We start from the raw sequence: 23,812 nt of genomic DNA on the forward strand, positions 1-23,812 counted from the left end.
GTTGCCTCCCTCGGTCCGACTCCAGGGATTCACGCTGCTTCGCCTCCGTCGGGGTCGAACCGTTCCGGGCGGAACGGGGTGAGATCCAGCTCGGGCGGCTGTCCGGTGAGCGCCTGGGCGATCAACCGGCCGGTGCCGGTGGCCAGTCCGATGCCGGCGCCCTCGTGACCGCAGGCGTGGAACAGCCCGGGCACCCGGGGGTCGGGGCCGATCGCGGGAAGATGGTCGGGCAGATACGGCCGGAAGCCCGCGTACGTGCGCAGCGCGCGGACCCGCTGCAGGAACGGGAACAGGCCGATCGCCCCGGCCGCGAGCGCCCTGACCGCCGCCAGGGACAACGAGCGGTCGAAGCCCACCCGCTCCCGGCTCGCGCCGATGAGCACGGGGCCCGCGGCCGTACCCTCCACGACGGGCGAGGTGCGCAGGCAGGGCGAGTCGCTCGCGACGTCGGCCACATAGTCCGCCGCGTACACCTTGTGCCGGATCAGCCGTGGCAGCGGCTCGGTGACCAGGACGAAGCCGCGCCGGGGGAGTACCGGCAGCCGGACACCCGCGAGCGCGGCGAGGTCGCCGCCCCAGGTGCCGGCCGCGTTCACCACCGCCCGTGCGTGCACCTCGCCCCGGTCTGTGCGGACCCCGGCCACCGCGCCGTCCGCCGTGCGCACCACCCCGGTCACGGTCCGGTCCGTGTGCAGCCGGGCGCCCGAGGCGCGCAGCAGGTGCGCGGCGGCCAGCGCGGGCATGACCTGGGCGTCCTGTGGATAGTGCACCCCGCCCGCCATCCCGGGTGCCAAGTGGGGCTCGAATTCGGGAAGTCCGGCCGCATCCACCGGATCGGCCACGACCCCGGCCTCGCGCTGCCCGGCCGCGAACCGTGTGAGCGCGGCCAGTGCGCCGGGCGTCGAGGCGACCACCAGGCCGCCCTTGGGTTCGTACTCGACGGCCGCGCCCAGCTCGCCCGCCAGGTCGTCCCACAACCGGGCCGACAGCAGGGCGAGTTCGAGTTCGGGGCCCGGTTCCTTGTCGGATACGAGCAGGTTGCCCTCGCCCGCGCCGGTGGTGCCGCCGGCCACCGGTCCCCGGTCCACCACCCGCACATCGAGGCCGGTCCGCGTGGCGTACAGCGCGCAGGCCGCACCCACCATCCCGGCTCCGACGACCACGACATCGCAGGTCAGTCGCTTCGCCACGTCAGTACTATGTCACATGGCGCACTTTCTGAGGAGACCTCGGACACCCTCGGCCCTCCCTCGTGCCCTCCACTGCCGCCCGGCCGGAGTCCCGGGCGTGGACACCCTCTTGACGTCGCCCGGCACCGGATCGACACTCCAGGGAGGGAATCCTAGTGAACAGGTAGGGAACCATGCGGCGCCTCGAAACGGTCACCGGCCGAACGGGCCGTACACCGTTGCGCGCACCCCTGCTCACCTCCCGCCTGCACATCGACCTCCAGCGCGTCTGCAGCGCGATCAGCCTGCACCGCTGAGCCGGGCCCGCGCGCCCGCCGGCCGACGACCTCCGTCGGCGCGCCCCTGACGCACGCCCACCACCCGGGGAGACGCATGTCCATCACCTCACTCGCCGCCGTCCCGTCCGTCCACCGGGCCTGCCCCGTCTTCCGGGGCCGGATCGGCCAGGACGCGCGCAGCGGCCACTACGCCGTGCCCCACCGCTACCGGCTGCATCTGTCGACCGCCTGTCCCGACGGGCTGCGCCTCGCCGTCGGGCACAGCCTCCTCGGCCTGGACGCCGGCTGTCCGGTCACCGTGCTGCCCGCCGTCCCGGACTGTCCCGGCGGCGGCCACGCGGCGCTGCGCCCGCTGTACGAGGCGAGCGCGCACCACTACACCGGCCCGGCCCTTGCCCCGGTGCTCAGCGACGACTGGTCCGGACGCATCGTCAGCACCGAGGCCCGCGACATCCTGCGCGACCTCGACCGCTTCCCGCACGAGGGCGGCGCGGCACTCTACCCGAGCGGCCAGGAGTCCGTGATCGAGGCCGTCGAGGCCATGTGTGACGCCATCGAGGAGGCCGCGCAGTGCGCCGGACGGGCCGGCACCGGGCCGGTCGAGCGGGCCGCGGCCCTCGACGCGCTGTTCGACACCCTGGGCCGGCTGGAGAGCCGGCTCACGGAAGAGGAATACCTGGTCGACGACCGGCTCACCGCCGCCGACGTCGAACTGTGGGTGACCCTGGTGCAGTTGGACATGGTCCACCGCTGCCACCTCGACGCCTCCGCCGTGCACCGCATCGCCGCCCACCGCGCTCTGTGGGTCTACGCCGGCCGGCTGGCCGCACGCCCCGCCTTCGGCCGGCACCTCGACCTCGAGGGCATCTCCCGCCGCCACCACGGCCGTTGCCAGGGCCTGGAGGCCGCCGGGGCCGCCGTCCAGATCCTGGACTGGGCGGGCCGCGCCGCCGACACCGAGGACGCTTCCCGCAGGTGACGCGCGCACCGGGTACGTCTGATCCTCACCAGTGCCGTGTCCGTCGTCCAGTTCTACGTCGAGCGGTACTTCGCCCGCGGTGCCCCCCGCGCGCTGTCGCCGACCCCGCTGCAGAAGGCGCGGGCGGCCCTCACCGGAGTGCGGGCCCGGCTGCGCAGGGAGGCCGCCGTATGACCGCCACCGGCACCCCGCACAGCGCCCCGGCCGCCCTGGAGGTGCACAACGTCCACCAGCGGTACGGCACCCATCGCGTGCTGGACGGCATCGACCTGAGCGTGCGTCCGACCCCGACCACCGACTCCGACCACCTCCTCCCACGACGTCCAGCCGACGGCCTCCCCTCGACGCCCTCCCCCCGACGGCCTCCCGCCGACCGCCACCACCACCGAACGACAAGGACAGCCATGCCCAGCCACCTTTCCCGACGCGGACTGACCCGCGGCATCACCGCGGCGATCGCGGTCGCCACCCTCGCCACCGGGCTCGCCGCCTGCGGTGGTGACAGCGACGCGGCCACCTCCCCCGTCACCCGCCAGGCCCGGTGAGATCGTCGTCGGACAGGTCTCCAACGGCGCCGCCCGGCAGACCACCGTCAAGGTGTCCGAGGTGAAGTCCATCAGCGCCGAACTGCCCCCATCGCTCCGCAAGAGCGGCAGGCTCGTCATCGGCGAGGGAGCCCTCCCGGCCGGATTCCCGCCGCTGGCGTACGTGGGCAGCGACCAGCGGACCCTCACCGGCTCCGAAACTACGCGACCCTGGACCACCTCGCCGACGGCCGCCTGGACCTGATCACAGGCAAGGGCAACGGCACTGCCCAGCGGGAGCTGTTCCAGGTCACGCCCGAGGACCAGTGGGACCGCAACACCGAGAGCTACGAGGTGTTCCGGCAGCTGTGGCGGCAGGACCGGGTCACCGCCGACACCCGCTTCCGGCCGCCGCTGAAGGACGCCGAGGTCTGGCCGCGGCCGTACCAGCGTCCCGTCCGGGTCTGGCACGGCAGCGCCACCAGCAGGTGGTCCGTGGACCTCGCCGCCCGCCACGGCGACCCGCTGTTCTCGGCGAACGTGACCCACCCCGTGGAGCCGTACGCCGAGCTGGTCCGTCACTGCCGCGAGCGCTGGACGCACCACGGCCGGCATCCGGCGGACCTCGCGATCGGCGCGGGCTCCGCCGGGCTGTACGTGGCGCGCACCTCCCAGGAGGCGCTGGAGGCCTACCGGCCGGTCTTCGAGCGCAACCTGGCGTTCCAGCGCAGGTCCGCACTGCCCGTGGTCTTCGAGACCCTGGAGGACTTCGTGGCGCGCAGCTCGGCTTTGATCGGCAGTCCCCAGCAGGTCATCGACAAGGTGCACCGCTACCACGAGCAGCTCGGGCACACGGTCCTGCATGTGCACGCGGAGGCCGGCGGCCTCACCGGCGTCCAGCACCGGGACTCCCTGGAACTGTTCCAGTCGGCGGTCGCCCCCGTACTGCGCACGGAGATACCGGACCCGCCGTTCCCCTGGGCCCCGGTGCGGCCCGCAACGCAAACCGGCCCCGGACCGGAGGCGGAACCGGCGGGCCGCTGACGCCCCGGGCTCACTCGTTCCAGCCGGGACGGTCCTGGCTCACTGGTTCCAGCCCGGACGGCGCCTCGGCCACCGGGCGTTCGTGCCGTGTTCGCACGTGGACGTCGGCGTGGTCGCGGACGTCACCTCCCCCGTAGGTGACGTCCGCGACCGCTCCCCCGGTGCCGGACTTTGGTCGCCCTGGTCCGTGTGCCGTCACCAGCACATGACCGCTGTCTCTCCCGATCCCCACGTCGAGTACAGCCGGACCCGGACGACATAGCGGCGGCCCTTGACGAGCCGTACCCGGACGGCGGCGTTGTCCGGCGCGCCGCCGTCGTCGTGGCCCGCGAGGAAACGCGGTTCCCCGTCGCGCTCCTCGAAGACCACGAGCACGGTGTCGGCGTCGCCGAAGGTGCCCACGGTGTAGTCGCGGGTCTCCGGCGGCTCGACGGTGAAGTCGGCCTGCTCGCCCGGACCGAGCCCGAGCGGCGCCGAACGGAACGGCACGAGCGCGGCCGGAGCGGCCGGGTCGGCCGGCGGATACCAGCGGAGCACGAACTCCTTGTCCGCCGGGGACGGGGCACCGGACGGACGCAGCCCCCCGCGGTACTGCTCCGGCTCCAGCACCAGCCCCGGCCCGAACGGGAACGTCATGATCGAGTGCGGATCCCACACCGAACCGCTGGCCTCGCCGGCCTCGAGCGTGTGCAGGACGTTCGTGTCCGTCGTCTCCCGGTTCCAGAAGTTCGGCGGGCCCGCCAGCTCGGCGTACACGGCCTCGTCGTCCCAGTGGAGCCCGGCGTACGGGCTCTGGTGCTCGTGCGCCATGCCGAGTGCGTGCCCGATCACGTGCAGGACCGTCGCATGCTCCCCGGGCCAGGTCACATCCCAGCCCAGGTTCATGGTGCGTTCGCCCCGGCCGACCGACAGCGCCTCCCGGCCCACCGCCGACCAGGAGCCGCCGCCGGTCTGGAACCCGATCCGCAGCTCCGCCTCGTGCCGGTCGCCGACCTCGGCGAACGTGACACCGATGCCGAGCCCCTGCCACTCGCGGAAGCAGGCGCGTACCGCGTCCCGCTGCGCCTCGCCGCCGGCCCACGGCACCCGGCGCAGCTCCCCGGTCCCGGGGACCGGGATCACCGAGGCGGCACAGACGTCGTCGTAGAAGTAGTAGTGCAGGACCGTGCCGTTGACCCACATCCGCCGCCCGGCGAGCAGCGCGCCCAGCCGCTCGGCCGTCAGCCCCGGGGCGAAGCACGGGGCCGGCTGCCGCGGTAGCGAGCAGAGGCGTCGGGTCATGCGGACAGCGTGCCCGAACGCCACCACCGGGCACCTGAGTCGGGGGCTACTCAAGTCGCCCTGTATCAAACCTGAGTACGCGGGCTCTGGTTGGTGTGAGGACTTACGAACAGGACGCGACGACACCGGTGCCGCCCTGGCCGTTCACCGGCCGGGACGAGGAACTCGAGCTGGTCCGCGGGGCGTGGGCCGCCGGGCGGCACGGCATCGTGGTGACCGGCCCGGCCGGCCACGGCAAGACCCGGTTGATCGCGGAGGCGGTCCGGGGCACCGACCATGCCCGGGTGACCGGCACACCCGAGGCCCGTGACCTGCCCTTCGCCGCCTTCGCACACCTGCTGCCCGACGGTGTCTCGCCGCAGCGCGCGGTCCAGATCCTGTCCGGGGTACGGCTCCTCGTCGTGGACGACGCCCACCTGCTGGACGAGGCCTCCGCCGCCCTCGTCCACCAGCTCGCCGTGCACGGCCGCACCCGGCTCGTCGTGGCCGCGGTGGACGGTGTGCCCGCACCGGGCGCGGTGTCCCGGCTGTGGACCGGGGAACTGCTGCCCCGACTTGCCCTGGCGCCACTGCCGTTCGAGGACGTGGCGCAGCTGCTCACCGCGACCGGCCTGGAAACGCTCACCGTGCGCCGTCTGTACGCCGTGTGCCGGGGCGACCTGCGGCTGCTGCGCGACCTGGTGACCACGCTCTGCGTGGACGGCCGGCTGACGCCCGTTGCGGGCACCGGCGAGCGGGCCTGGCGCGGCGCGCTGCCGCTCACCCCGGCCGTGCGCGAGCGGCTCGCCCCGGTGCTCGAACGATCCGCCGTCGCCGAGCGGGAGACGCTGGAACGCCTTGCGTTCGCGGAGCCGTTGCCGCTGCCGCTCGACGACCTGGACCTGGACGTCCTGGAGCGTCTGGAGACGGACGGTCTGATCCACGTCGACGACCAAGGCGGTGCCGTCGCCCTCGCCGACCCGCTGCACGGCCCCGCCCTGCGCGCCGGGGCCGGCCGGCTGCGCGCCCGCCGGCTGACGCGTGCCCCTCGCGATGTCGGACCGGACCTCGAGAGCGAACAGCGAGCCCTGGTAGGGGCGATCGAGCGGCTCGACGTCCGGGCGGTGCCCACTCCGGTGGGGGAGTGGGTGGTGGCGGAGGGAGCCCGGGTCCCGGCCGGATACGCCGCCGTGCGGGCCCGGTTCGCCCGGCTGCGGGGCGAGCTGCGCGACGCCGCCGCCTGGGCCCGCGAGGGGCTGCGCAGCGCACCGGGGGACAGTGGCTGCCGTACGGAACTGAGGCTGGCCGACGGGGAGTTGAATGAAGGGGACGACGTCTACGCGCGGTACGACTCCGTACGTCTGGGGGAGCCCGGGCGGTCCGTGCGGGAGCTGCCCGCGGGCAGTGTGTTCGCGCAGCACGCCGAAGCGCTGACGCTCGGGGACGGCGGCGGACTGGACCGTGCCGCCGAGGAACTGCGGGAGCGGGGGTTCCTGCTCTTCGCCGCCGAGGCGCACGCGCAGGCCGTACGGGCCCACCGGGATCCGCGTGCCGCCCGGCGCTCACGCACCCGCGCGGTTGCCCTCGCGCGCCGCTGCCAGGGAGCGCGCACACCGGTGCTGGCAGGTCTCGTCCTCGGTGAACTGACCGCCCGGCAGCGCCAGATCGTGACCCTCGCGGCGGCGGGGCTGAGCAACCGGGAGATCGCCGAACGGCTCACGCTGTCCGTGCGGACCGTCGGCAACCATCTGTACAGCGCCTACACACGGCTCGGAACCGGGGACCGAGGGGCGTTGCCCTGGTTGGTGGAGTTGCCGCAGTGCGCGTCGGCATAGCAGCGCTCAGGCCGCCCCGAACGCCGCGAACGCCCACCCCGTCGCCTGGTGGACCGGGTCGCCCGGCAGGGCGCTGCGGGCGTCGCGCAGGGCCTCGGCGAGCGACAGGCCCGCATCGAGGCCCTTGTGCAGGGCCAGCATCAGGGGGACCACCGCCGCGTCGTTGACCGGGGCGCTGCTCGCCACCACCCCGGCCGTGCCCAGCGGGAGCAACGCCGTGACCAGGCCGAGGAGTTCGTCGGCGCCGACCGAGGCGAGGCGGGCCGTGTCGCAGCTGGAGAGGATGATCCGGTACGGGCTGCGGGCCAGGCGCTCGAAGTCGTGCACGATCAGCGGGCCGTCGGCCATCCGCAGACTGCTGAACAGCGGGCTGTCCGCGCGAAACGTGCCGTGCGCCGCGAGATGGGCGAGGGCCGCGCCGTCGAGGTGCTCCAGGACCCGGGGGACCTGGGCGTCGTCCCCCTCCAGGACCGTCGCCGTGCCGTACCGGCCCGTCAGTTCCGGCACCTCGGCGCCGCCGGTGGCGAGGCCGGGGCCGCGCACCAGGACGTGCCGGCCGCCCGGCGGCGGCTCGGTCTCGCGAGCGCGCAGCCAACTGCCCGCCGACGGGGAGACGCTGAGCACCCGCTCGCGCAGCGCGGGCAGCAGCGCCCACGGCACGCGGTGCAGGGCGCCCGGCGGCACGATCACCACGGGACCGGCGCCAAGATGCTGCGCGGCCCCGCCCAGCAGCAGCTCCTGCAGTCGCCGCCCGCCCGCCTCCACCAGCGGCAGCCGTGCCTCGGCGCCGGGGTGGGCGAGCCGCCGCAGGCCCGCCTGGACGTACTCGGCCTCGGCCATCGCCTCCGTCAGCGGGCCGCCCGCGAACCGCCGCACCCGGCCCTGTCCGCACAGCAGCACGTGCACCCGCCCGTCCACGACGGCGAGTTCGACCAGGCGGGCGTCGCCGAGCCGGTCCAGCAGCCGGACCGTGTCGAAGCGGTCCCCGCCGTGTGGCGCGGCACCGCGGATGTGATGGGTGCGGGAGCGGATCTCCCGCTCCAGACGCCGCCGTTCGCGCTCCAGAGCGGGCACCGGACGGCCCTCCATCCGGGCCTCCTCCGCACGCGCCGCTATCTCCCGGTAGGCGGTCAGACCGCTCAGCAGCGCCGGGTCGGCGGGCGGCCGGGTGGGCGGCGCGGACAGCACGGTCGACCGCCAGCGCTCGCTCCACTCCAGCAGCCGCCGCGGACTGCCCTGGGCGAGGCCCACCTCCTGGGCGAGCGCCGCCAGTTCGGCCCCCTGCGCGGTCGTGCGGGCCCGCAGCTCCGAGGCGCCGAGCGTCATCCGGTGGTCGTCCAGTACATCCAGGCCGCGCCGGCACGCCTCCAGCACCCCGCGCCGGGACCCGGCGGCGCGGGCCCTGAGCGCCTGCGCCGCCCATCCCGTCACCCTTGCCTGCGGCGGGCCGCCGTACCGGCTGCGCGCGGCGACCGCCAGATGCCGTTCCGCGTCCGCCGTCCAGCCCAGCGCCAGCGCGATCCGGCCCGCGAGCAGCGAGGCGTCCGGGGCGGCGGGCGAACCGAAGGAGGCCAGCTTCTCGGCGACCGCCGCCGCGTCCGCGACCAGCCGCCCCGACCGGCGCCCGGCCGCCACCCGGGCCTCCGTCAGCACCAGCCGGGCATGCGTCTCCCACCACATCCGTCGCTGCGCCGCGAACAGCCGTACGGCCACGGCGGCGCGGGCGACGGCGGTGTGCGGGTCCCCGGCCGAGCAGGCGGCGCGCGCGGCGGCCAGCAGCACCTCGGCCTTGCGGGTGGACTGCCCGCCGATCCGGTCCAGGAACGCGATCGTCGTGTCCGCCTCGGCCAGCGCCTCCGGGGCCAGTCCGGCCGCCATCAGCACCTCGCAGCGCCGGATGGACAGCATGTACGTCGGGGTGCCGAGCTTGGCGTAGCGCTCCTCGGCCTCGTCCAGCAGCCGCAGCGCCGCCGGGATGTCCCCGGAGCGGAACGCGGCCAGCCCCCGGCTCTCCACCGCGTCGGCCTTGTCGTGCTCCTGGCCGGTGGTGTCCCACAGCCGCTCGGCCGCCGTGAAGTCGGCGTCCGCCCGGTCCACCGCGCCGAGCGCCAGATGCACGGTGGCCCGCAGGGTCAGCGCCCGTGCGGTCCAGATGTCGTCGCCGACCTGCCGCAGCACCGGCAGGGCCCGCCGTACGTCCTCCAGCGCCTCCCGGTGGTGGCCCAGCACCCACCACACGTACGCCCGCCGGTACAGCACCCTGGCCCGGGTGTGGCCGCTGCCCCGCGCGACCCCGCGCTCGAAGGAGGTGAGCCCCTGCCGCGTGCGCCCCGCATGCACCAGTGCGACCCCGAGTGTCGCGAGCACGTCGGCCTCCCGGTCGGCCGACTCGGCGCGCGCGGCCAGGTCCCGGGCCCGGCGCAGATGCCCGAGCGCGATCCGCAGATCGCCGAAGTCCCGCTGCCAGATGCCGAGAACCTGGTGGGCGACGCTGGCGTTGAGCGGTGGCGGAGCGGCCTGCAGCACCTGTTCCGCGCGCGCCCGGGCCGCGCCCGGGTCGGCGAAGACCAAGGGCAGCAGTTCGGAAACTGTTTCGCTTCCCGCTGTCACGTCTCGCATGGTAGTGGCCTGATGTATCAGACGGTGGCCCCACGACTCTCACTGTCGAACACCGTCTTTGCGGGGGAGGAGACATCATGGCACCACAGCGTTTCCATGAGCAGTTCGACCACATCCAGCGCGCGATGCCGGACATCGCCCTGGCGATGGGCCCGTACGACGACGGCGCCGCCCACTTCCTGTACGAGAAGGGAGTCGTCCTGGCCCGGGACGGCGAGGAGGCCAGGGTCGTCGAGGACACCGTGCGCGCCCACTTCACCGCGACCGCAGGCCTGGTGCCCGACCATGTGCGCCGGGAAGGACCGCAGGCCAACCGCACCGGCGTGACCCGTATCCGGATCGGCGACCCCGCCGAGGGCACCGACTCCGTCCCGCACGCCCTGCGCGCCCTGCGCGATGCCGAGGGCCGCCAGGGCCGCCGGCTGGTCGGCCGCAACCACCTGGTGCACATCGCGGTCAACGCCTGCCCGAGCGACGAGCCGGTGCCCGTGCCGCGCGGCCGGCCGGCCAACCCGGCCGCCGCCGAGGGCCGTTACGACGCGGCAACCGCCGCCCGGGTCCTCGTGGTCGACACCGGCCTGGTGCACGACCACGGCGGCTACCCGCTGCTCGCGCACACCACGGGCGACACCCAGCCGGCAGAGACCGACGCCGACGGGGCACTGCGCCAGTACGCCGGACACGGCACGTTCATCGCCGGGATCCTCGCGGCGGTCGCGCCGAACACCGAGGTGACCGTCCGCAACACCATGAGCGACGCGGGCGCGATCCTGGAGTCCGAGTTCGGCGCCCGGCTCTTCGAAGCGGTCGACGAGGGCGGCTGGCCCGACATCATCAGCCTCTCCGCCGGCACCACCACCGAGGGCACCGACGGCCTCATCGGCCTGGACGCGTTCATGCGGGAACTGCGCGAGCAGCGCACCCTGCTGGTGGCCGCGGCCGGCAACAACTCCAGCAACGCGCCGTTCTGGCCCGCCGCCTACGCCGCCCTGCCCGAGTACGAGGGCAGCGTCGTGTCGGTGGGCGCGCTCAGCGCGGACGGCGAGAGCGAGGCCTGCTTCAGCAACCACGGCCCCTGGGTACGGGTCTTCGCCCCGGGTGAGCGGCTCACCAGCGCCCTCACCGGTTTCGACACACCCGTGCCGTACGTCTACCAGCACTCCACCTACGACACCTGCCGGTTCGGTTTCGACTACACCTGCACCTGTCAGCTCCCCCGCCACACCGGTGTGCTGAGCGAGGGCCGGGAGAGCACCGGCGCCAAGCCGCACCAGGTGATGTTCGACGGGCTCGCCCAGTGGAGCGGCACCTCCTTCGCCACGCCGGTCGTCGCGGGCCTCGTCGCCGCGCACATGACGGCGCAGCAGGAGCGCGACCCGCGGGCCGCCCGCGACCTGCTGCTGGCGTCGGCCACGGACACCACCGAGGTGCGCGGGGCACGCGTCACGGTGCTCCGGCCGCCCACCTGGCGCCCGGCGTCGGCCGTAGACGCGGCCGTGCCCGTATGAGGTCCGGGACGCTCCGCTCCACGGCGTACGATGACGAGCCGTACACGAGGGGTGGAGCCGTGGACCGTACAGAGGTCGGGGCGTTGGTCCAGTCCGCCGTCGACGGGGACGCCGCGGCCTGGAAGGCGCTCGTGGAAGGGATGAGTCCGCTGGTGTGGTCGGTGGTGCGCGCACACCGGCTCTCGGACGCCGACGCACACGAGGTCTATCAGACCGTGTGGTTCCGCTTCGCCCAGCATCTGGGGCGGATCCGCGAACCCGACAAGGCGGGGGCCTGGCTGGCCAGCACGGCCCGCAACGAGTGCCTGAAGGTACTCAAGAGCCTGGCCCGGCTGACCCTGACGGACGACCCGCAGGTGCTCGACCGGGCCAGCGACGCCCGGACGCCAGAGGAGTCGCTGATCGACTCCGAGGAGGAGGCGGACCGTGCCGAGCGGGTCCGCCGCCTGTGGCAGGAGCTGGAGGGGATGGGCGAGCGCTGCCGGCAACTGCTGCGTGTGCTGGTCGCCTCCCCGCAGCCCAGCTATGTGGAGATCTCGGCCGCGCTCGGTATCGCGGTCGGCAGCATCGGACCCCTGCGGCAGCGCTGCCTGCGCCGGCTGCGGGCCCGGATGGACGCACGAGGTGCGGCATGAGTGGCAGTGACGGCAACGGTGTGCCCCCGCAGGGCACGGACGACGAGGGCGGCCTGCCCCACGAGGACGCGGGCGACGGCGCGTTCGGGGACCTGCTGCTGGAGGAGGAGCTGCGGCAGGCGGCCGCCGTTCTGGACCCGGTCCCCGACGCCTTGCGCCAACTGGCGCTCGAGGCCTTCGCGTTGCACGACCTGGACGCCGAGATCGCGGAGCTGGCCTTCGACTCGCTCGTGGACGCGCTGCCGGTGCGGGGCGTCACGGACCCGCCGCGGATGCTGACGTTCCGGGCGGGCGAGGTGACCGTCGACGTGGAGGTGACCGAGGACGGGCTGATCGGCCAGGTGCTGCCGCCCGCGTCGGCGCGTATCGAGGTGCTCGGCGGCCCGCAGACGGCCCGCCCGGTCACGGTCGACCCCCTCGGCCGCTTCGCCAGTGACACACCGCCGGCCGGCCCGTTCGCCCTGAGGCTGCGGACCGGCGCGGAGGTCATCGTCACCGAGTGGCTGCGGGCCTGAGGCCGTTCGGCGAGCCGCCCGTGGTCACCAGGTCACGGGCAGCGTCCGGGGGCCGCGGATCATCGTCCTGTGCCGCCAGAGCACCTGCTCCGGCGGCACGGCGAGGCGCAGCCCGGGCAGCCGGTCCAGGAGAGTGTCGATCAGCAGCTCGGTCTGCAGCCGGGCCAGCACCGTTCCGGTGCAGAAGTGCGGGCCGTTGCCGAACGCCACGTGCGGGTTGGGATCGCGGTCGGGGTCGATGCGGTCCGGGTCGGGGAAGACGGCCGGGTCGCGGTTGGCGGCGAGGTAGGAGACGTAGACCGGCTCGCCCGCCGCGATCCGGTGGCCGGCGATCTCCACGTCCTCCAGCGCGATCCGGGCGAGCCCCACCGAGCTGCGGTGCGGGATCCACCGGAACAGCTCGTCCAGCACCGGACCGCGTGCCTCGGGACGCGCCCGCATCCGTTCCATCAGCTCCGGCCGGGTCAGCAGGAGGTACAGCATCTGCCCGCAGTTGTGGGTGACGGCCTCGCCGCCGATCTGCAGCGGCCCGGCGAGCCCCACGGCCTCCTCCTCGCGGATCTCCCCGCGGGCCACGGCCGTGCCGAGCATCGAGTAGACGTCCTCGGCCGGGCTCGCGGCCCGGGCCCGGACGGCCTGGGTGATCCACCCGTACAGCCCGTCCTTGGCCCGGCCGGCGGCCTCGACCCCGTTGGTGGAGATGATCTCCCGCGTCCATGCGTGCACCTGCCCCCGGTCGGCGGCGGGCACGCCCATCACCTCGCTGACGACGCAGAGCGGGAACGGCTCCAGCACCCGCTCGACCAGGTCGGCGGGCGGCCCGTCCTGCACGACGCCGTCCACCAGCGCGTCCAGGAGCGCCTGGGCGCGGGGCCGCAGCCGTTTCATGGCGCTCACCGTGAAGGCGCCCGCGACCGGCTTGCGCAGCCGGTTGTGATCCGGCTGGTCGGCCCAGGCGAGAGAGCCCGGGCGGGGCGCGAAGTTCGGTGCCATCCGGGTGACTTGACGGTGTGTCACCTCGGTGCGGCTGAACCGCGGGTCGTTGGTGATCAGCTTCACGTCGTCGTGGCGGGTCGCCAGCCACGCCCAGCCCTCGCCGAACGGCAGCCGGATCCGGGTCAGCGGACCCTCGCGCATGAGGCCGGCGAGGACCGGGTCGAACTCCGTCCCGTCCAGGTCGGGCGTGGACCAGTCCCGCACGGGCGGCGGTGCCTGGCCGGTGAGCGTGGTCTCCTCGGTCATGCCCTCCACCCTGGTACGGGGGCCTCTGGCTGTCCTGCGGGAGTGCGCCATGTGGAGGGCGGCCGGGCCCGTGGGGCTGCCGCGCCGGGGCGCCGTGCCCGTGCTGCGCCGTTGTGGCCGGACGGAGCCCGCGCAGCCGCATGGCGCCACGGCCCCGCGCCCCTTGCGGGGGCGTCTCAGACCGCGTTCACGAGTCCGGCCAGCGCGTCCGCCAGCCGGTCCAGCCCGGGGCCGGTCGGCCCGCCCGGCTCCGCCATATAGGTGTCCCGCCGGATCTCCACCATCAGGGCGCCGACCCGGGCGTCGGTGCCGTAGAACTCCAGTGGCACGTACGTCCCGGCGAAGGGGCTGTCCAGGCCCGTCGCGCCGCAGGGCGCGAAGGCCTCGCGGGCCGCGGCGGTCAGCCACGGCGGGGTGTGGAAGGGGTCCGTGCCCAGGCAGACCGGCGGGCGCGGCCCGGCGGCGTGCAGTTCGTAGGGCAGCGGGGCGCTCGGGTAGGAGTGCACGTCGATGATCACGGCCCGGCCGGCGGCGGCCAGCCGGTCCGCCACCGCCTCGGTCATGGCCCGCGCATACGGCCGGAAGTACCGCTCCAGCAGAGGCTCGGGATCGGTGTCCGGTGGCCGCAGTTCGCCCAGGTGCGTGGTCCGCGTGTACACGGCGCCCATGCCGACGGCCGCCATCTCCTCCCGCTCGTCCGGGAACCGCTCCGGGTCCACGACCAGCCGGGACAGCCGGTTCACGAACCGCCAGGGGGTCGTGGTGGCCAACTCAGCCGCCAGCGCGGCCAGTTCGGCGGTGTGCGCATCCGTGATGTGGTCCAGCTCGGCCGCCAGGGCGCGGTCGTCCAGCACGATGGCGGGGCGCACGTTCTCGGGAATCTCCCGCGCCGCGTGCGGCACGTGCAGCAGGACGGGCGAGGCGGGGTCGCCGGGGAGCAGTTCGAAGGCGGACACGGGCGGCTCCGGACGGTGGGGTGACGGTGTCGCGGATCACGGTGCCACACCGTCCGCAGCCGCCCCGCGTCAGCCCAGCAACTCCCTCATCAGCAGACCTACTTGTTCCGTCTCGATCAGGAACCCGTCGTGCCCGTACGGCGAGTGCACCACCCGCACCCGGTCGGCGCCCGGGATCAGCGCGGCCAGCTCCCGCTGCTGGGCAAGGGGGTAGAGGCGGTCGGAGTCGACACCGGCCACCAGGGTGGGTGCGCCGACCCGGGCGAGAGCGGCCCGGAGCCCGCCCCGGCCGCGGCCGGCGTCATGGGCGTTCATCGCCTCGGTCAGGACGACGTAGCTGCCCGCGTCGAACCGGCTGACCAGTTTCGCCGCGTGATGGTCCAGGTACGACTCCACCTGGTAGCGGCCGCTGCGCCAGGGGTCCTCGGCGTCCTGCGGGGACCGGCCGAAGCGGGCGGTCAGCTCCGGCTCGCTGCGGTAGGTGACCTGGGCGAGACGGCGGGCCAGGCCCAGCCCCACGACCGGTCCCCGGCCGGTGCCGTGATAGGTGCCGCCCTGCCAGTGCGGGTCGGCGCGGATGGCGTGCAGCTGGATACCGGCCCAGGCGATCTGCTCCGCGCTCGCCGCCGCCGTGGTGGCGAGCAGCAGCAGCGCCCCGGCCCGCTCCGGGTACGACACCGCCCACTCCACGGCCCGCATCCCGCCCATCGAGCCCCCGACGACCAGCGCCCAGCGCGCGATGCCCAGGGCGTCCGCGAGCCCGGCCTCCGCCGCGACCTGGTCGCGCTGGGTGAGGAAGGGGAAGGCGCCGCCCCAGGCCCCGCGGCCGTCCGGGTGCGGGGCGGCCGGGCCCGTGCTGCCCTGGCAGCCGCCCAGCACGTTGGGTGCCACCACGAACCACCGGTCGGTGTCCAGTGCGCGCCCGGGGCCCACCAGTTCGTCCCACCAGCCGGGCGACGGATGCCCCGGCCCCGCGGGACCGGCGGCATGGCTGTCGCCGGTCAGCGCGTGCAGCACCAGCACCGCGTTGGACGCGTCCGGCGCGAGCCGCCCCCAGGTCTCGAACGCCAGTCGCACACCGGGCAGTTCACCGCCCGCATCGAGGGGCAGGGGGCTGTCCGCCGTCCACCACTGCCGCCGGCCCGGCGGGTCGCCCTCCCGCCAGGCCCCGGTCACCGGCACACGCTCCGTGGCTGGAACGGTGCTCACCTACGCGTCCTTGGCCGCGCGGAAGCCGGCCTCCAGGTCCGCCTTGAGGTCGGCCAGGTTCTCGATGCCGACCGACAGCCGGACCAGGCCCGGCGCGGTGCCGGTCGCCGCCAGCTCCTCCTCGGTGAGCTGGCTGTGCGTGGTGGACGCCGGGTGGATGATCAGACTGCGTACGTCACCGATGTTGGCGAGATGGCTGAACAGCTCGACGGCGTCCACGAACCGCCGGCCCGCCCCGACCCCGCCACGCAGCTCGAAGGAGAGCACGGCACCGGCCCCGCGCGGCAGGTACCGCTGCCCCGCCTTGTACCACTTGCTGGACTCCAGGCCCGGATAGTGGACGACGGAGACCTCGTCGCGCTGTTCCAGCCACTGCGCGAGTGCCTGCGCGTTGGCGGTGTGCCGCTCCAGGCGCAGGCTCAGCGTCTCCACGCCCTGGAGCAGCAGGAACGCCGAGTGCGGGGAGAGCGCCGGGCCGAGGTCGCGCAGCAGCTGTACCCGCAGCTTCACGGCGAACGCGCCAGGGCCGAGCGCCGGCCAGTAGCGCAGCCCGTGATAGCTCGGGTCGGGTTCGGTGAAGCCCGGGAAGCGGTCGGCGTGCGCGCCGAAGTCGAAGCTGCCGCCGTCCACCACGACACCGGCGATCGCCGTGCCGTGCCCGCCGAGGAACTTGGTCGCCGAGTGCACCACGATGTCCGCGCCGTGCTCGAGGGGCCGCAGCAGGTACGGCGTCGGCACGGTGTTGTCCACGATCAGCGGGACCCCGGCCGCATGGGCCACGTCGGCGACCGCCTGCACGTCCAGGACGTTGCCGCGCGGGTTGCCGAACGACTCGGCGAACAGTGCCTTGGTGGTCGGCCGGATCGCGGCCCGCCAGGCCTCGGCGTCGTCCGGGTCGTCCACGAAGGACACCTCGATGCCGAACCGGGGCAGGGTGTGCCGGAAGAGGTTGTAGGTGCCGCCGTACAGGGAGGTGCTGGAGACGATGTGGTCCCCGGCCCCGGCCAGCGTCAGGATCGCCAGCGTCTCGGCCGCCTGCCCCGAGGCGAGCGCGACCGCTCCCACGCCGCCCTCCAGCGCGGCGATGCGCTGCTCGAACACGTCCGTGGTCGGGTTGTGGATCCGGGTGTAGATGTTGCCGGGCTCGGCCAGCGAGAACAGGTCGGCCGCGTGCTGCGTGTCGCGGAAGACGAACGAGGTGGTCTGGTACACCGGCGTCGCCCGGGCGCCGGTCGTCGGGTCGGGGGCGGCCCCGGCGTGGATCTGCTGTGTCTCGAAGGACCAGGCCGGGGTGCCGGTGGTGGGCTGTGTGCTCATGAAGCTCCTCGGGCGTGGGAGACGGCGGGACGTGGCACGAGACAACCACGCGCGAACTCGCCCGAACAGCCATGTATGAGACGTGACATGAGGTCGTCATGGACGACATGTCGCAGCAATGTTCCCGGACACGACTCCGCCCCGGCCAGGGGTTCCGGCCGGGGCGGAGTCAGCGGGCCTGCGCGCAGGCGCCGTGGCCCTTAGGCGAGGGACGCGAGCGCCGCGTTCCAGGTGGCCGACGGGCGCATGACCGCGTCCGCCTTGGCCTGGTCGACCTGGTAGTAGCCGCCGATGTCGGCCGGGGAGCCCTGCACGGCGATCAGCTCGTCCACGATCTTGTGCTCGTCGGCCGCGAGGGACTCGGCGAACGGCGCGAACACCTTGGCCAGGTCGGCGTCGTCGGTCTGCCGGGCCAGCTCCTGCGCCCAGTACAGGGACAGGTAGAAGTGGCTGCCGCGGTTGTCGATGCCGCCGACACGACGGGTCGGGGACTTGTCCTCGTTGAGGAAGCTCGCCGTGGCGCGGTCGAGGGTGTCGGCGAGGACCTTGGCACGGGCGTTGCCGGTGGCCTCGGCGTACTGCTCGAAGGACGGCACCAGGGCGAAGAACTCACCCAGGGAGTCCCAGCGCAGGTAGTTCTCCTTGACCAGCTGCTGGACGTGCTTGGGCGCGGAGCCGCCGGCGCCCGTCTCGAACAGGCCGCCGCCCGCCATCAGCGGGACGACCGACAGCATCTTGGCGCTGGTGCCCAGCTCCAGGATCGGGAACAGGTCGGTCAGGTAGTCACGCAGCACGTTGCCGGTCACCGAGATGGTGTTCTCGCCGCGGCGGATGCGCTCCACCGACAGCTTGGTGGCGTCGACCGGGGCGAGGATCCTGATGTCCAGGCCCTCGGTGTCGTGCTCCGGCAGGTACTGCCGGACCCTGGCGATCAGGTTGGCGTCGTGCGCGCGGCCCTCGTCCAGCCAGAAGACGGCCGGGTCGCCGGTGGCGCGGGCGCGGGTGACGGCCAGCTTGACCCAGTCGCGGATCGGGGCGTCCTTGGTCTGGCAGGCGCGGAAGATGTCGCCCTCGGCGACCGGCTGCTCGATCAGGACGTTGCCGGCCGCGTCGGTCACCCGGACCGTGCCGGCGGTCGCGATCTCGAAGGTCTTGTCGTGGGAGCCGTACTCCTCGGCCTTCTGCGCCATCAGGCCGACGTTCGGCACCGAGCCCATGGTGGACGGGTCGTAGGCGCCGTTCGCCCGGCAGTCCTCGATGACGGCCTGGTAGACACCGGCGTAGGAGGAGTCCGGGATGACGGCGAGGGTGTCGGCCTCCTGGCCGTCCGGGCCCCACATGTGGCCGGAGGTGCGGATCATCGCCGGCATGGAGGCGTCGACGATGACGTCCGAGGGGACGTGCAGGTTGGTGATGCCCTTGTCCGAGTCGACCATGGCCAGGGCCGGGCCGTCGGTCAGCTCGGCGTCGAAGGAGGCCTTGATCTCGGCGCCCTCGGGCAGGTTCTCCAGGCCCTTGAGGATGCCGCCGAGGCCGTCGTTCGGGCTGAGACCCGCGGCCTTGAGCGTCTCGCCGTACTTCGCGAACGTCTTCGGGAAGAAGGCGCGCACCACGTGACCGAAGATGATCGGGTCGGAGACCTTCATCATCGTGGCCTTCAGGTGCACGGAGAACAGCACGCCCTCGGCCTTGGCGCGGGCGACCTGCGCGGCGAGGAACGTCTCCAGCTCCGCGACGTGCAGGACGGAGGCGTCGACGACCTCGTCCTTGAGCACCGGCACCGACTCGCGCAGCACGGTCGTGGTGCCGTCGGCGGCGACCAGCTCGATCTTGAGGGCGCCGTCCTCGGCGATGACGACCGACTTCTCGGTGGAGCGGAAGTCGTTCTCGCCCATCGTCGCCACATTGGTCTTGGACTCGCCGGTCCAGGCGCCCATGCGGTGCGGGTGGGTCTTGGCGTAGTTCTTCACCGAGGCCGGGGCGCGGCGGTCGGAGTTGCCCTCACGCAGCACCGGGTTGACGGCGGAGCCCTTGATCTTGTCGTAGCGGGCGCGGATCTCGCGCTCCTCGTCGGTCTTGGGGTCGTCCGGGTAGTCCGGCAGCGCGTAGCCCTTGCCCTGCAGCTCGGCGACGGCGGCCTTCAGCTGCGGGATGGACGCCGAGATGTTCGGCAGCTTGACGATGTTGGCCGCGGGGGTCTTGGCCAGCTCGCCCAGCTCGGCCAGCGCGTCGGGGATGCGCTGGTCCTCGTTCAGGTACTCCGGGAAGTGGGCGATGATGCGTCCGGCCAGCGAGATGTCGCGCGTCGTGACCGGCACACCGGCCTGCGAGGCGTACGCCTGGATCACCGGCAGGAACGAATGCGTCGCCAGGGCCGGGGCCTCGTCTGTGTAGGTGTAGATGATGGTCGAGTCAGTCACCGGGTGCTCCGCTCCACGTCTGCAACATTGCTCGACATCAAGATATCTCGTGATCGGAGTCGACTCGACAGGGGTCACCCATGCGCCGTCCGTGCCGTATCGCGGTTCATCACGGTGCGCACCGCCGGGACCACCGTCCGTCCACCCTGCCTCGTCCGGGTTGGCCGACCCGGCCAGGGCCGGCAGGGCGTCACCGCCGCGCCCGCGGCCCGCGTCGCGGCCACCGGGCCCCGGCGGTGCTGCCGGCCGCGACGCGCGGGCGGCCCTTGCGGCCGGCCCGGCTAGTCGGCCACCACCGCCCCGCCGGCGACGTCCTCCCCGCTGCGCTGCTGCGGGATCAGCGCGGCGCCCTGGTGCAGGGCCACCGTGCGGGTGGGGGCCGGGATGCGGATGCCCTCCGCGCGGTAGCGGCGGTGCAGGCGCTTGATGAACTCGTGCTTGATGCGGTACTGGTCGCTGAACTCGCCGACGCCGAGGATCACCGTGAAGCCGATACGGGAGTCGCCGAAGGTGTGGAAGCGGATGGCGGGCTCGTGGTCCGGTACGGCGCCGGGGACGTCGCGCATGGTCTGCGCGACGACCTCGGCCGTCACCCGCTCGACGTGTTCCAGGTCGGCGTCGTAGCCGACGCCCACCTGCACCAGCACGGTCAGCCGCTGCTCGGGGCGCGTGTAGTTGGTCATGTTGGCCTTGGCGAGCTGGCCGTTGGGGATGACCACGAGGTTGTTGGACAGCTGGCGGACCGTCGTCTGGCGCCAGTTGATGTCCACGACATAGCCCTCCTCGCCGCTGCTGAGCCGGATGTAGTCACCCGGCTGGACGGTCTTGGAGGCCAGGATGTGCACGCCCGCGAAGAGGTTGGCGAGCGTGTCCTGCAGGGCGAGGGCCACCGCCAGACCGCCGACGCCGAGGGCGGTCAGCAGGGGGGCGATGGAGATGCCGAGCGTCTGGAGCACGATCAGGAAGCCGATCGCGAGGACCAGCACCCGGGTGATGTTGACGAAGATCGTCGCCGAGCCCGCCACGCCCGAGCGGGACTGGGTGACCGTGCGGACCAGGCCGGCGATCACCCGGGCCGCGGACAGGGTGACGACGAAGATCAGCCACACCTGGAGGATCTGGTTGGTGTGGTGGTGCACGGTCCGGGTGAGGGGCAGCACGGCCGCTGCCGCCGCCAGGCCCGCGGCGATCGCGGCCCACGGTACGACCGAGCGCAGCGCGTCCACGATGACGTCGTCGCCGCTCCACTTGGTCCGCTTCGCGTGCTTGGCGAGCCAGCGCAGCAGGGTGCGCGACAGGAAGGCGAGCACCAGGCCCGCCGCGGTCGAGACTCCGGCGAGGACGAGGTCGTCCAGGGTCAGTGCGCGGTTCACCGCTCACCTCCGATGCCCGGGCCGGCTGCGGAGTGGTGAAGTGTCGTCACGTGGGTCACCTGCTCGAAGTGCGGGATGTGCGAACGCGCCGGCCGGAGGAACTCCGGTGACCGGCGCGATCGTTCATCCTGCCGTATCCGGAACACCAGTTCGCACCCGGACCGGCGCCCTTGGGGCAGGTGGCTCAGATGATCCCCTCCGCGAGTTCGGCCTGGTCGCGGTCGCTGCCGTACGCGGCGGCGGTGGGCGTGCCGTACGAACGGCGGGCGACGTACCACCAGACGCTCGCCAGGACGAGGACGACGGCAAGCGCGACCGAGGCGTAGTTCATCGAGTCGACGGTGACCGGCGAGGCCTGCGGCAGGCAGAACAGCACGGTCACACAGGCCACCCAGACCACCGCGACCCAGCCGACGGGCTTGCTCCAGCGGCCCAGATGCCACGGCCCGGGCCTGAACCGGTCGCCCGCGCGCAGCCGCAGCAGCACCGGGATGGCGTAGGCGGGCGTGATGCCGATGACGTTGATGGCGGTCACCGCGTTGTACGCCGTCGCCGAGTACAGCGAGGGCAGGGCGAGCACACAGGCGACGATCACCGCGAGCCACACGGCCGCGACCGGCGTCTGGGTACGGCCGCTCACCTTGCGCCACAGGTGCGAGCCCGGCAGGGCACCGTCCCGGCTGAACGCGAACACCATCCGGCTGGCCGCGGCGACCTCGGCGTTGCCGCAGAACAGCTGGGCGACGATCACGACCAGCAGCAGCGCGCTGGCACCGTCGGTGCCGAGGCCGTCGAGCAGGATCTGCGCGGGCGGTACGCCGGTCGCGGTGTTGCGCGTGGCGTCGTAGTTCTGGATGGCGAAGGTCAGCCCGGCGAGCAGGACGAAGCCGGCGATCCAGGAGGCCCAGATGGAGCGCACGATGCCCTTGGCCGCGGACACGGAGGCCTGGGAGGTCTCCTCCGAGAGATGGGCGGAGGCGTCGTAGCCGGAGAAGGTGTACTGGGCGAGCAGCAAACCGATCGCCGCCACGTAGACCGGGTTGTGCCAGCCGGTCTCGTTGACGAACTTCGTGAACACGAAGGAGGCCGACTGGTGGTGGTCGGGGACGATCGCGAGCGCGCCGACGATCAGCGCGACGCCCGCCAGGTGCCACCAGACGCTGATCGAGTTGAGCAGGCTGACCAGGCGGACGCCGAACAGGTTCAGCACCGCGTGCAGCAGCAGGATGGCGCAGAAGATCAGCATGGTCTTGCCGGGCGTCGGCGTGAAGCCCCACTGGAGGTTAGCGAAGGCGCCGGTGAACAGGGCGGCGCCGTAGTCGATACCGGCGATCGCACCGAGCAGACCGAGCAGGTTCAGCCAGCCCGTGTACCAGCCCCAGCGCCGCCCGCCGAGCCGGTCGGCCATGTAGTACAGCGCGCCGGAGGTCGGATAGGCGCTGGTGACCTCGGCGAGTGCGAGACCGACGCACAGTACGAACAGGCCGACGCCCGCCCAGCCCCACAGCATCACGGCGGGGCCGCCGGTGTTCAGGCCGAAGCCGTACAGGGTCATGCAGCCGGACAGGATCGAGATCACCGAGAAGCTGATCGCGAAGTTGCCGAAGCCGCCCATGCGGCGGGCCAGCACCGGCCGGTAGCCGAGTTCACGCAGACGCTGCTCCTCGTCCTGCTGGGGCAGGCCCGGCGACGGCGATGGATCGGGGGTGGCGGACATGCGGGGGAAACCTCCGGGTCAAAGGGCTTGAGCAGGTGGGGCGTTCAGGGGCGGGAGCCGTCCGCGGCGGCCCGGCAGCGCTCCCGGGCCTGGAGGAAGATCTCCACGGCCCGGTCGCGGCCGGGGGCGCGGTACATCCAGGGCGGAGGGGTGAAGTAGGGGCCTATCGCGTCGAACACCCGGACCGCGTCGGGGAACTGCAGGGATCCCCACAGGGCGTGGGCGAGGTGGTTGAGGTCCAGCAGCGAGCGCTCGCCGCGGTGGGTGTGCTCGAACCAGGAGTGCAGGGCGCGCCGTGCCTCGCGGGCCGCGTCCTCCGCCACCCAGTGCAGGTCGAGCGCCGCGTCGTGGCCGCTGTCGCGCCGGTAGCGCTCGACCCGGACGTACAGCGGCAGGACATGCAGCGCGGAGCCGGCCGGGGCCTGCCCGGCGGCCCACTGCGCATAGCCGGCGGCCTCCGCGAGCCGGCCGGTGCCGCCGCGCGCGTACAGGAACTGCAGCATCCTGTGGTGGGCCTCGCGGTTGTACGGGTCGCGCTTGCCGGCCTCGGCGAGCAGGCCCCAGGGCCCCGGCGGCAGCATCGGCTCGGGCGGCGCCGCCCGGTGCTCCTCCCAGCGCTGTTCCGGGTCCAGCTGGGCGAGCGCCAGCAGGCACACCCAGGGCACCGGGTCGTGCGGAGCGGCCCCGGTGGCGGACTGGGCGGCGTCCCAGGCCTCGATCCACAACTCATGGGTACGGCGGTGCCGTTCACGCTGTGCCCGCAGCGCCCGTTCGACCGCGACCCGGGCGTGCATCACCACGGCGTGGGTACTGCCCGGCTCCTCGGCGAGCCAGGCGCGCACCACGTCGGTGCCCGCGGCGGCGGCTGCCAGGACCTGGGTGCGCTGGGTCCACTGCCACCAGTTCGTGGTGTCCGCGAGCAACGCGCGCATGGCCATCCAGCGGCCGGTGCGCAGATCCTGCAGAGCGGCGCGCAGCGCGCGGTCGGGCCCGGCCGGGTCGTAGGAGGGACGTGCTCCTTCTCTGGCCATCAGCCGTCGGTCCCGGGCCACTGGCACGCGGGCGAGGTGGCGGGGTGGCGTAGCAACAGCCCTCCTGTGGGCGGGGATTGGCGCGCGGTGGGCGCGTCGGCGGTCACTATAGAGGTGGAGGTTCCTCCATACCATTGTTGTCAACACAACTATTTATGCA

Annotated in this window: 17 protein-coding genes and 3 pseudogenes; 9 read left to right on the top strand and 11 right to left on the bottom strand. The window is 73.5% G+C overall.

Translation table 11 applies throughout. From position 1 onward, the window contains the following. Positions 1-29: 29 nt before the first annotated feature. Complete coding sequence (locus tag GQF42_RS38175) at positions 30-1,190, bottom strand: NAD(P)/FAD-dependent oxidoreductase (protein ID WP_158927622.1); 1,161 nt, start codon at positions 1,188-1,190, stop codon at positions 30-32. Between the two features lie 173 nt (positions 1,191-1,363). Here GQF42_RS38175 and GQF42_RS47045 point away from each other — a divergent pair, with 173 nt between their 5' ends. From GQF42_RS47045 to GQF42_RS38195, 5 genes and pseudogenes are all read left to right on the top strand, one after another. Then, a complete protein-coding gene (locus tag GQF42_RS47045; protein ID WP_267906159.1) occupies positions 1,364-1,486 on the top strand; it encodes a putative leader peptide in 123 nt (40 codons plus the stop codon). Positions 1,487-1,562: 76 nt separating this feature from the next. Further along, positions 1,563-2,447 (top strand): glutathione S-transferase C-terminal domain-containing protein, encoded by an 885-nt coding sequence (locus GQF42_RS38180; protein ID WP_158927624.1) that lies wholly within the window; start codon positions 1,563-1,565, stop codon positions 2,445-2,447. 18 nt (positions 2,448-2,465) lie between these two features. Next, positions 2,466-2,621 (top strand): annotated as a pseudogene (locus GQF42_RS38185) (amino acid ABC transporter permease); the annotation flags it as partial. Positions 2,622-2,851: 230 nt separating this feature from the next. Further along, positions 2,852-3,191, top strand: a pseudogene (locus GQF42_RS38190) (ABC transporter substrate-binding protein); the annotation flags it as partial. Then, a pseudogene (locus GQF42_RS38195) lies at positions 3,188-4,015 on the top strand (LLM class flavin-dependent oxidoreductase); the annotation flags it as partial. The pseudogenes GQF42_RS38190 and GQF42_RS38195, both read left to right, overlap by 4 nt. Before the next feature lie 195 nt (positions 4,016-4,210). Here GQF42_RS38195 and absR1 read toward each other — a convergent pair. After that, positions 4,211-5,296 (bottom strand): beta-glucuronidase AbsR1, encoded by a 1,086-nt coding sequence (gene absR1, locus GQF42_RS38200; RefSeq protein WP_158927626.1) that lies wholly within the window; start codon positions 5,294-5,296, stop codon positions 4,211-4,213. A 95-nt stretch (positions 5,297-5,391) separates the two neighbouring features. Between absR1 and GQF42_RS38205 the strand changes: the two genes are divergently transcribed. Then, positions 5,392-7,110 (top strand): LuxR family transcriptional regulator AbsR2, encoded by a 1,719-nt coding sequence (locus GQF42_RS38205; protein ID WP_158927628.1) that lies wholly within the window; start codon positions 5,392-5,394, stop codon positions 7,108-7,110. 6 nt (positions 7,111-7,116) lie between these two features. On the opposite strand, the gene GQF42_RS38210 is transcribed toward GQF42_RS38205, so the two are convergent. Next, positions 7,117-9,729, bottom strand: coding sequence for a CHAT domain-containing protein (locus GQF42_RS38210; protein ID WP_158927630.1), 2,613 nt, complete (start codon positions 9,727-9,729; stop codon positions 7,117-7,119). A gap of 77 nt (positions 9,730-9,806) precedes the next feature. Here GQF42_RS38210 and GQF42_RS38215 point away from each other — a divergent pair, with 77 nt between their 5' ends. Genes GQF42_RS38215 through GQF42_RS38225 form a run of 3 tightly spaced genes read left to right on the top strand, consistent with a single transcriptional unit; the run spans position 9,807 to position 12,387 of the window. Next, on the top strand, positions 9,807-11,237 hold the full coding sequence (locus GQF42_RS38215; protein ID WP_158927632.1) for a S8 family peptidase: 1,431 nt from the start codon (positions 9,807-9,809) through the stop codon (positions 11,235-11,237). Beyond that, positions 11,234-11,872: an RNA polymerase sigma factor gene (locus tag GQF42_RS38220; RefSeq protein ID WP_199272939.1), complete on the top strand. Its 639-nt coding sequence runs from the start codon at positions 11,234-11,236 to the stop codon at positions 11,870-11,872. Before GQF42_RS38215 ends, GQF42_RS38220 begins: the two co-directional genes overlap by 4 nt. Then, on the top strand, positions 11,869-12,387 hold the full coding sequence (locus GQF42_RS38225; protein ID WP_233273626.1) for a hypothetical protein: 519 nt from the start codon (positions 11,869-11,871) through the stop codon (positions 12,385-12,387). The genes GQF42_RS38220 and GQF42_RS38225 overlap by 4 nt, the downstream gene beginning before the upstream one ends. Positions 12,388-12,411: 24 nt before the next feature. On the opposite strand, the gene GQF42_RS38230 is transcribed toward GQF42_RS38225, so the two are convergent. The 8 genes from GQF42_RS38230 to GQF42_RS38265 form a co-directional block, all read right to left on the bottom strand. Next, positions 12,412-13,629, bottom strand: coding sequence for a cytochrome P450 (locus tag GQF42_RS38230; protein ID WP_158927636.1), 1,218 nt, complete (start codon positions 13,627-13,629; stop codon positions 12,412-12,414). A 176-nt stretch (positions 13,630-13,805) separates the two neighbouring features. Beyond that, positions 13,806-14,585 (bottom strand): N-formylglutamate amidohydrolase, encoded by a 780-nt coding sequence (locus GQF42_RS38235; protein ID WP_158927638.1) that lies wholly within the window; start codon positions 14,583-14,585, stop codon positions 13,806-13,808. Between the two features lie 69 nt (positions 14,586-14,654). Beyond that, complete coding sequence (gene metX, locus GQF42_RS38240; RefSeq protein WP_158927640.1) at positions 14,655-15,794, bottom strand: homoserine O-acetyltransferase MetX; 1,140 nt, start codon at positions 15,792-15,794, stop codon at positions 14,655-14,657. Beyond that, complete coding sequence (locus GQF42_RS38245) at positions 15,795-17,111, bottom strand: bifunctional o-acetylhomoserine/o-acetylserine sulfhydrylase (RefSeq protein WP_158927642.1); 1,317 nt, start codon at positions 17,109-17,111, stop codon at positions 15,795-15,797. 200 nt (positions 17,112-17,311) lie between these two features. Next, positions 17,312-19,531 carry an NADP-dependent isocitrate dehydrogenase gene (locus tag GQF42_RS38250; RefSeq protein WP_158927644.1) on the bottom strand — a complete coding sequence of 740 codons (2,220 nt, stop codon included), beginning with the start codon at positions 19,529-19,531 and terminating at the stop codon, positions 17,312-17,314. A 281-nt stretch (positions 19,532-19,812) separates the two neighbouring features. Beyond that, on the bottom strand, positions 19,813-20,904 hold the full coding sequence (locus tag GQF42_RS38255; protein WP_158927646.1) for a mechanosensitive ion channel family protein: 1,092 nt from the start codon (positions 20,902-20,904) through the stop codon (positions 19,813-19,815). A 184-nt stretch (positions 20,905-21,088) separates the two neighbouring features. Continuing rightward, the gene (locus GQF42_RS38260) at positions 21,089-22,621 is read right to left on the bottom strand and encodes an amino acid permease (RefSeq protein ID WP_158927648.1); all 1,533 of its coding nucleotides are present in this window, start codon (positions 22,619-22,621) and stop codon (positions 21,089-21,091) included. Positions 22,622-22,665: 44 nt separating this feature from the next. After that, positions 22,666-23,652 (bottom strand): hypothetical protein, encoded by a 987-nt coding sequence (locus GQF42_RS38265; RefSeq protein WP_199272940.1) that lies wholly within the window; start codon positions 23,650-23,652, stop codon positions 22,666-22,668. Positions 23,653-23,812 lie beyond the last annotated feature (160 nt).

Source organism: Streptomyces broussonetiae (assembly GCF_009796285.1).
Taxonomy (GTDB): Bacteria; Actinomycetota; Actinomycetes; order Streptomycetales; family Streptomycetaceae; genus Streptomyces; species Streptomyces broussonetiae.

What these genes read in the sequence shown, in the direction of transcription:
- GQF42_RS47045 (WP_267906159.1), top strand. Translation starts at nt 1,364, where the DNA reads ATGCGGCGCCTCGAAACGGTCACCGGCCGAACGGGCCGTACACCGTTG.
- GQF42_RS38180 (WP_158927624.1), top strand. Translation starts at nt 1,563, where the DNA reads ATGTCCATCACCTCACTCGCCGCCGTCCCGTCCGTCCACCGGGCCTGC.
- absR1 (WP_158927626.1), bottom strand. Translation starts at nt 5,296, where the DNA reads ATGACCCGACGCCTCTGCTCGCTACCGCGGCAGCCGGCCCCGTGCTTC.
- GQF42_RS38210 (WP_158927630.1), bottom strand. Translation starts at nt 9,729, where the DNA reads ATGCGAGACGTGACAGCGGGAAGCGAAACAGTTTCCGAACTGCTGCCC.
- GQF42_RS38215 (WP_158927632.1), top strand. Translation starts at nt 9,807, where the DNA reads ATGGCACCACAGCGTTTCCATGAGCAGTTCGACCACATCCAGCGCGCG.
- GQF42_RS38220 (WP_199272939.1), top strand. Translation starts at nt 11,234, where the DNA reads ATGAGGTCCGGGACGCTCCGCTCCACGGCGTACGATGACGAGCCGTAC.
- GQF42_RS38225 (WP_233273626.1), top strand. Translation starts at nt 11,869, where the DNA reads ATGAGTGGCAGTGACGGCAACGGTGTGCCCCCGCAGGGCACGGACGAC.
- GQF42_RS38230 (WP_158927636.1), bottom strand. Translation starts at nt 13,629, where the DNA reads ATGACCGAGGAGACCACGCTCACCGGCCAGGCACCGCCGCCCGTGCGG.
- GQF42_RS38245 (WP_158927642.1), bottom strand. Translation starts at nt 17,111, where the DNA reads ATGAGCACACAGCCCACCACCGGCACCCCGGCCTGGTCCTTCGAGACA.
- GQF42_RS38260 (WP_158927648.1), bottom strand. Translation starts at nt 22,621, where the DNA reads ATGTCCGCCACCCCCGATCCATCGCCGTCGCCGGGCCTGCCCCAGCAG.
- GQF42_RS38265 (WP_199272940.1), bottom strand. Translation starts at nt 23,652, where the DNA reads ATGGCCAGAGAAGGAGCACGTCCCTCCTACGACCCGGCCGGGCCCGAC.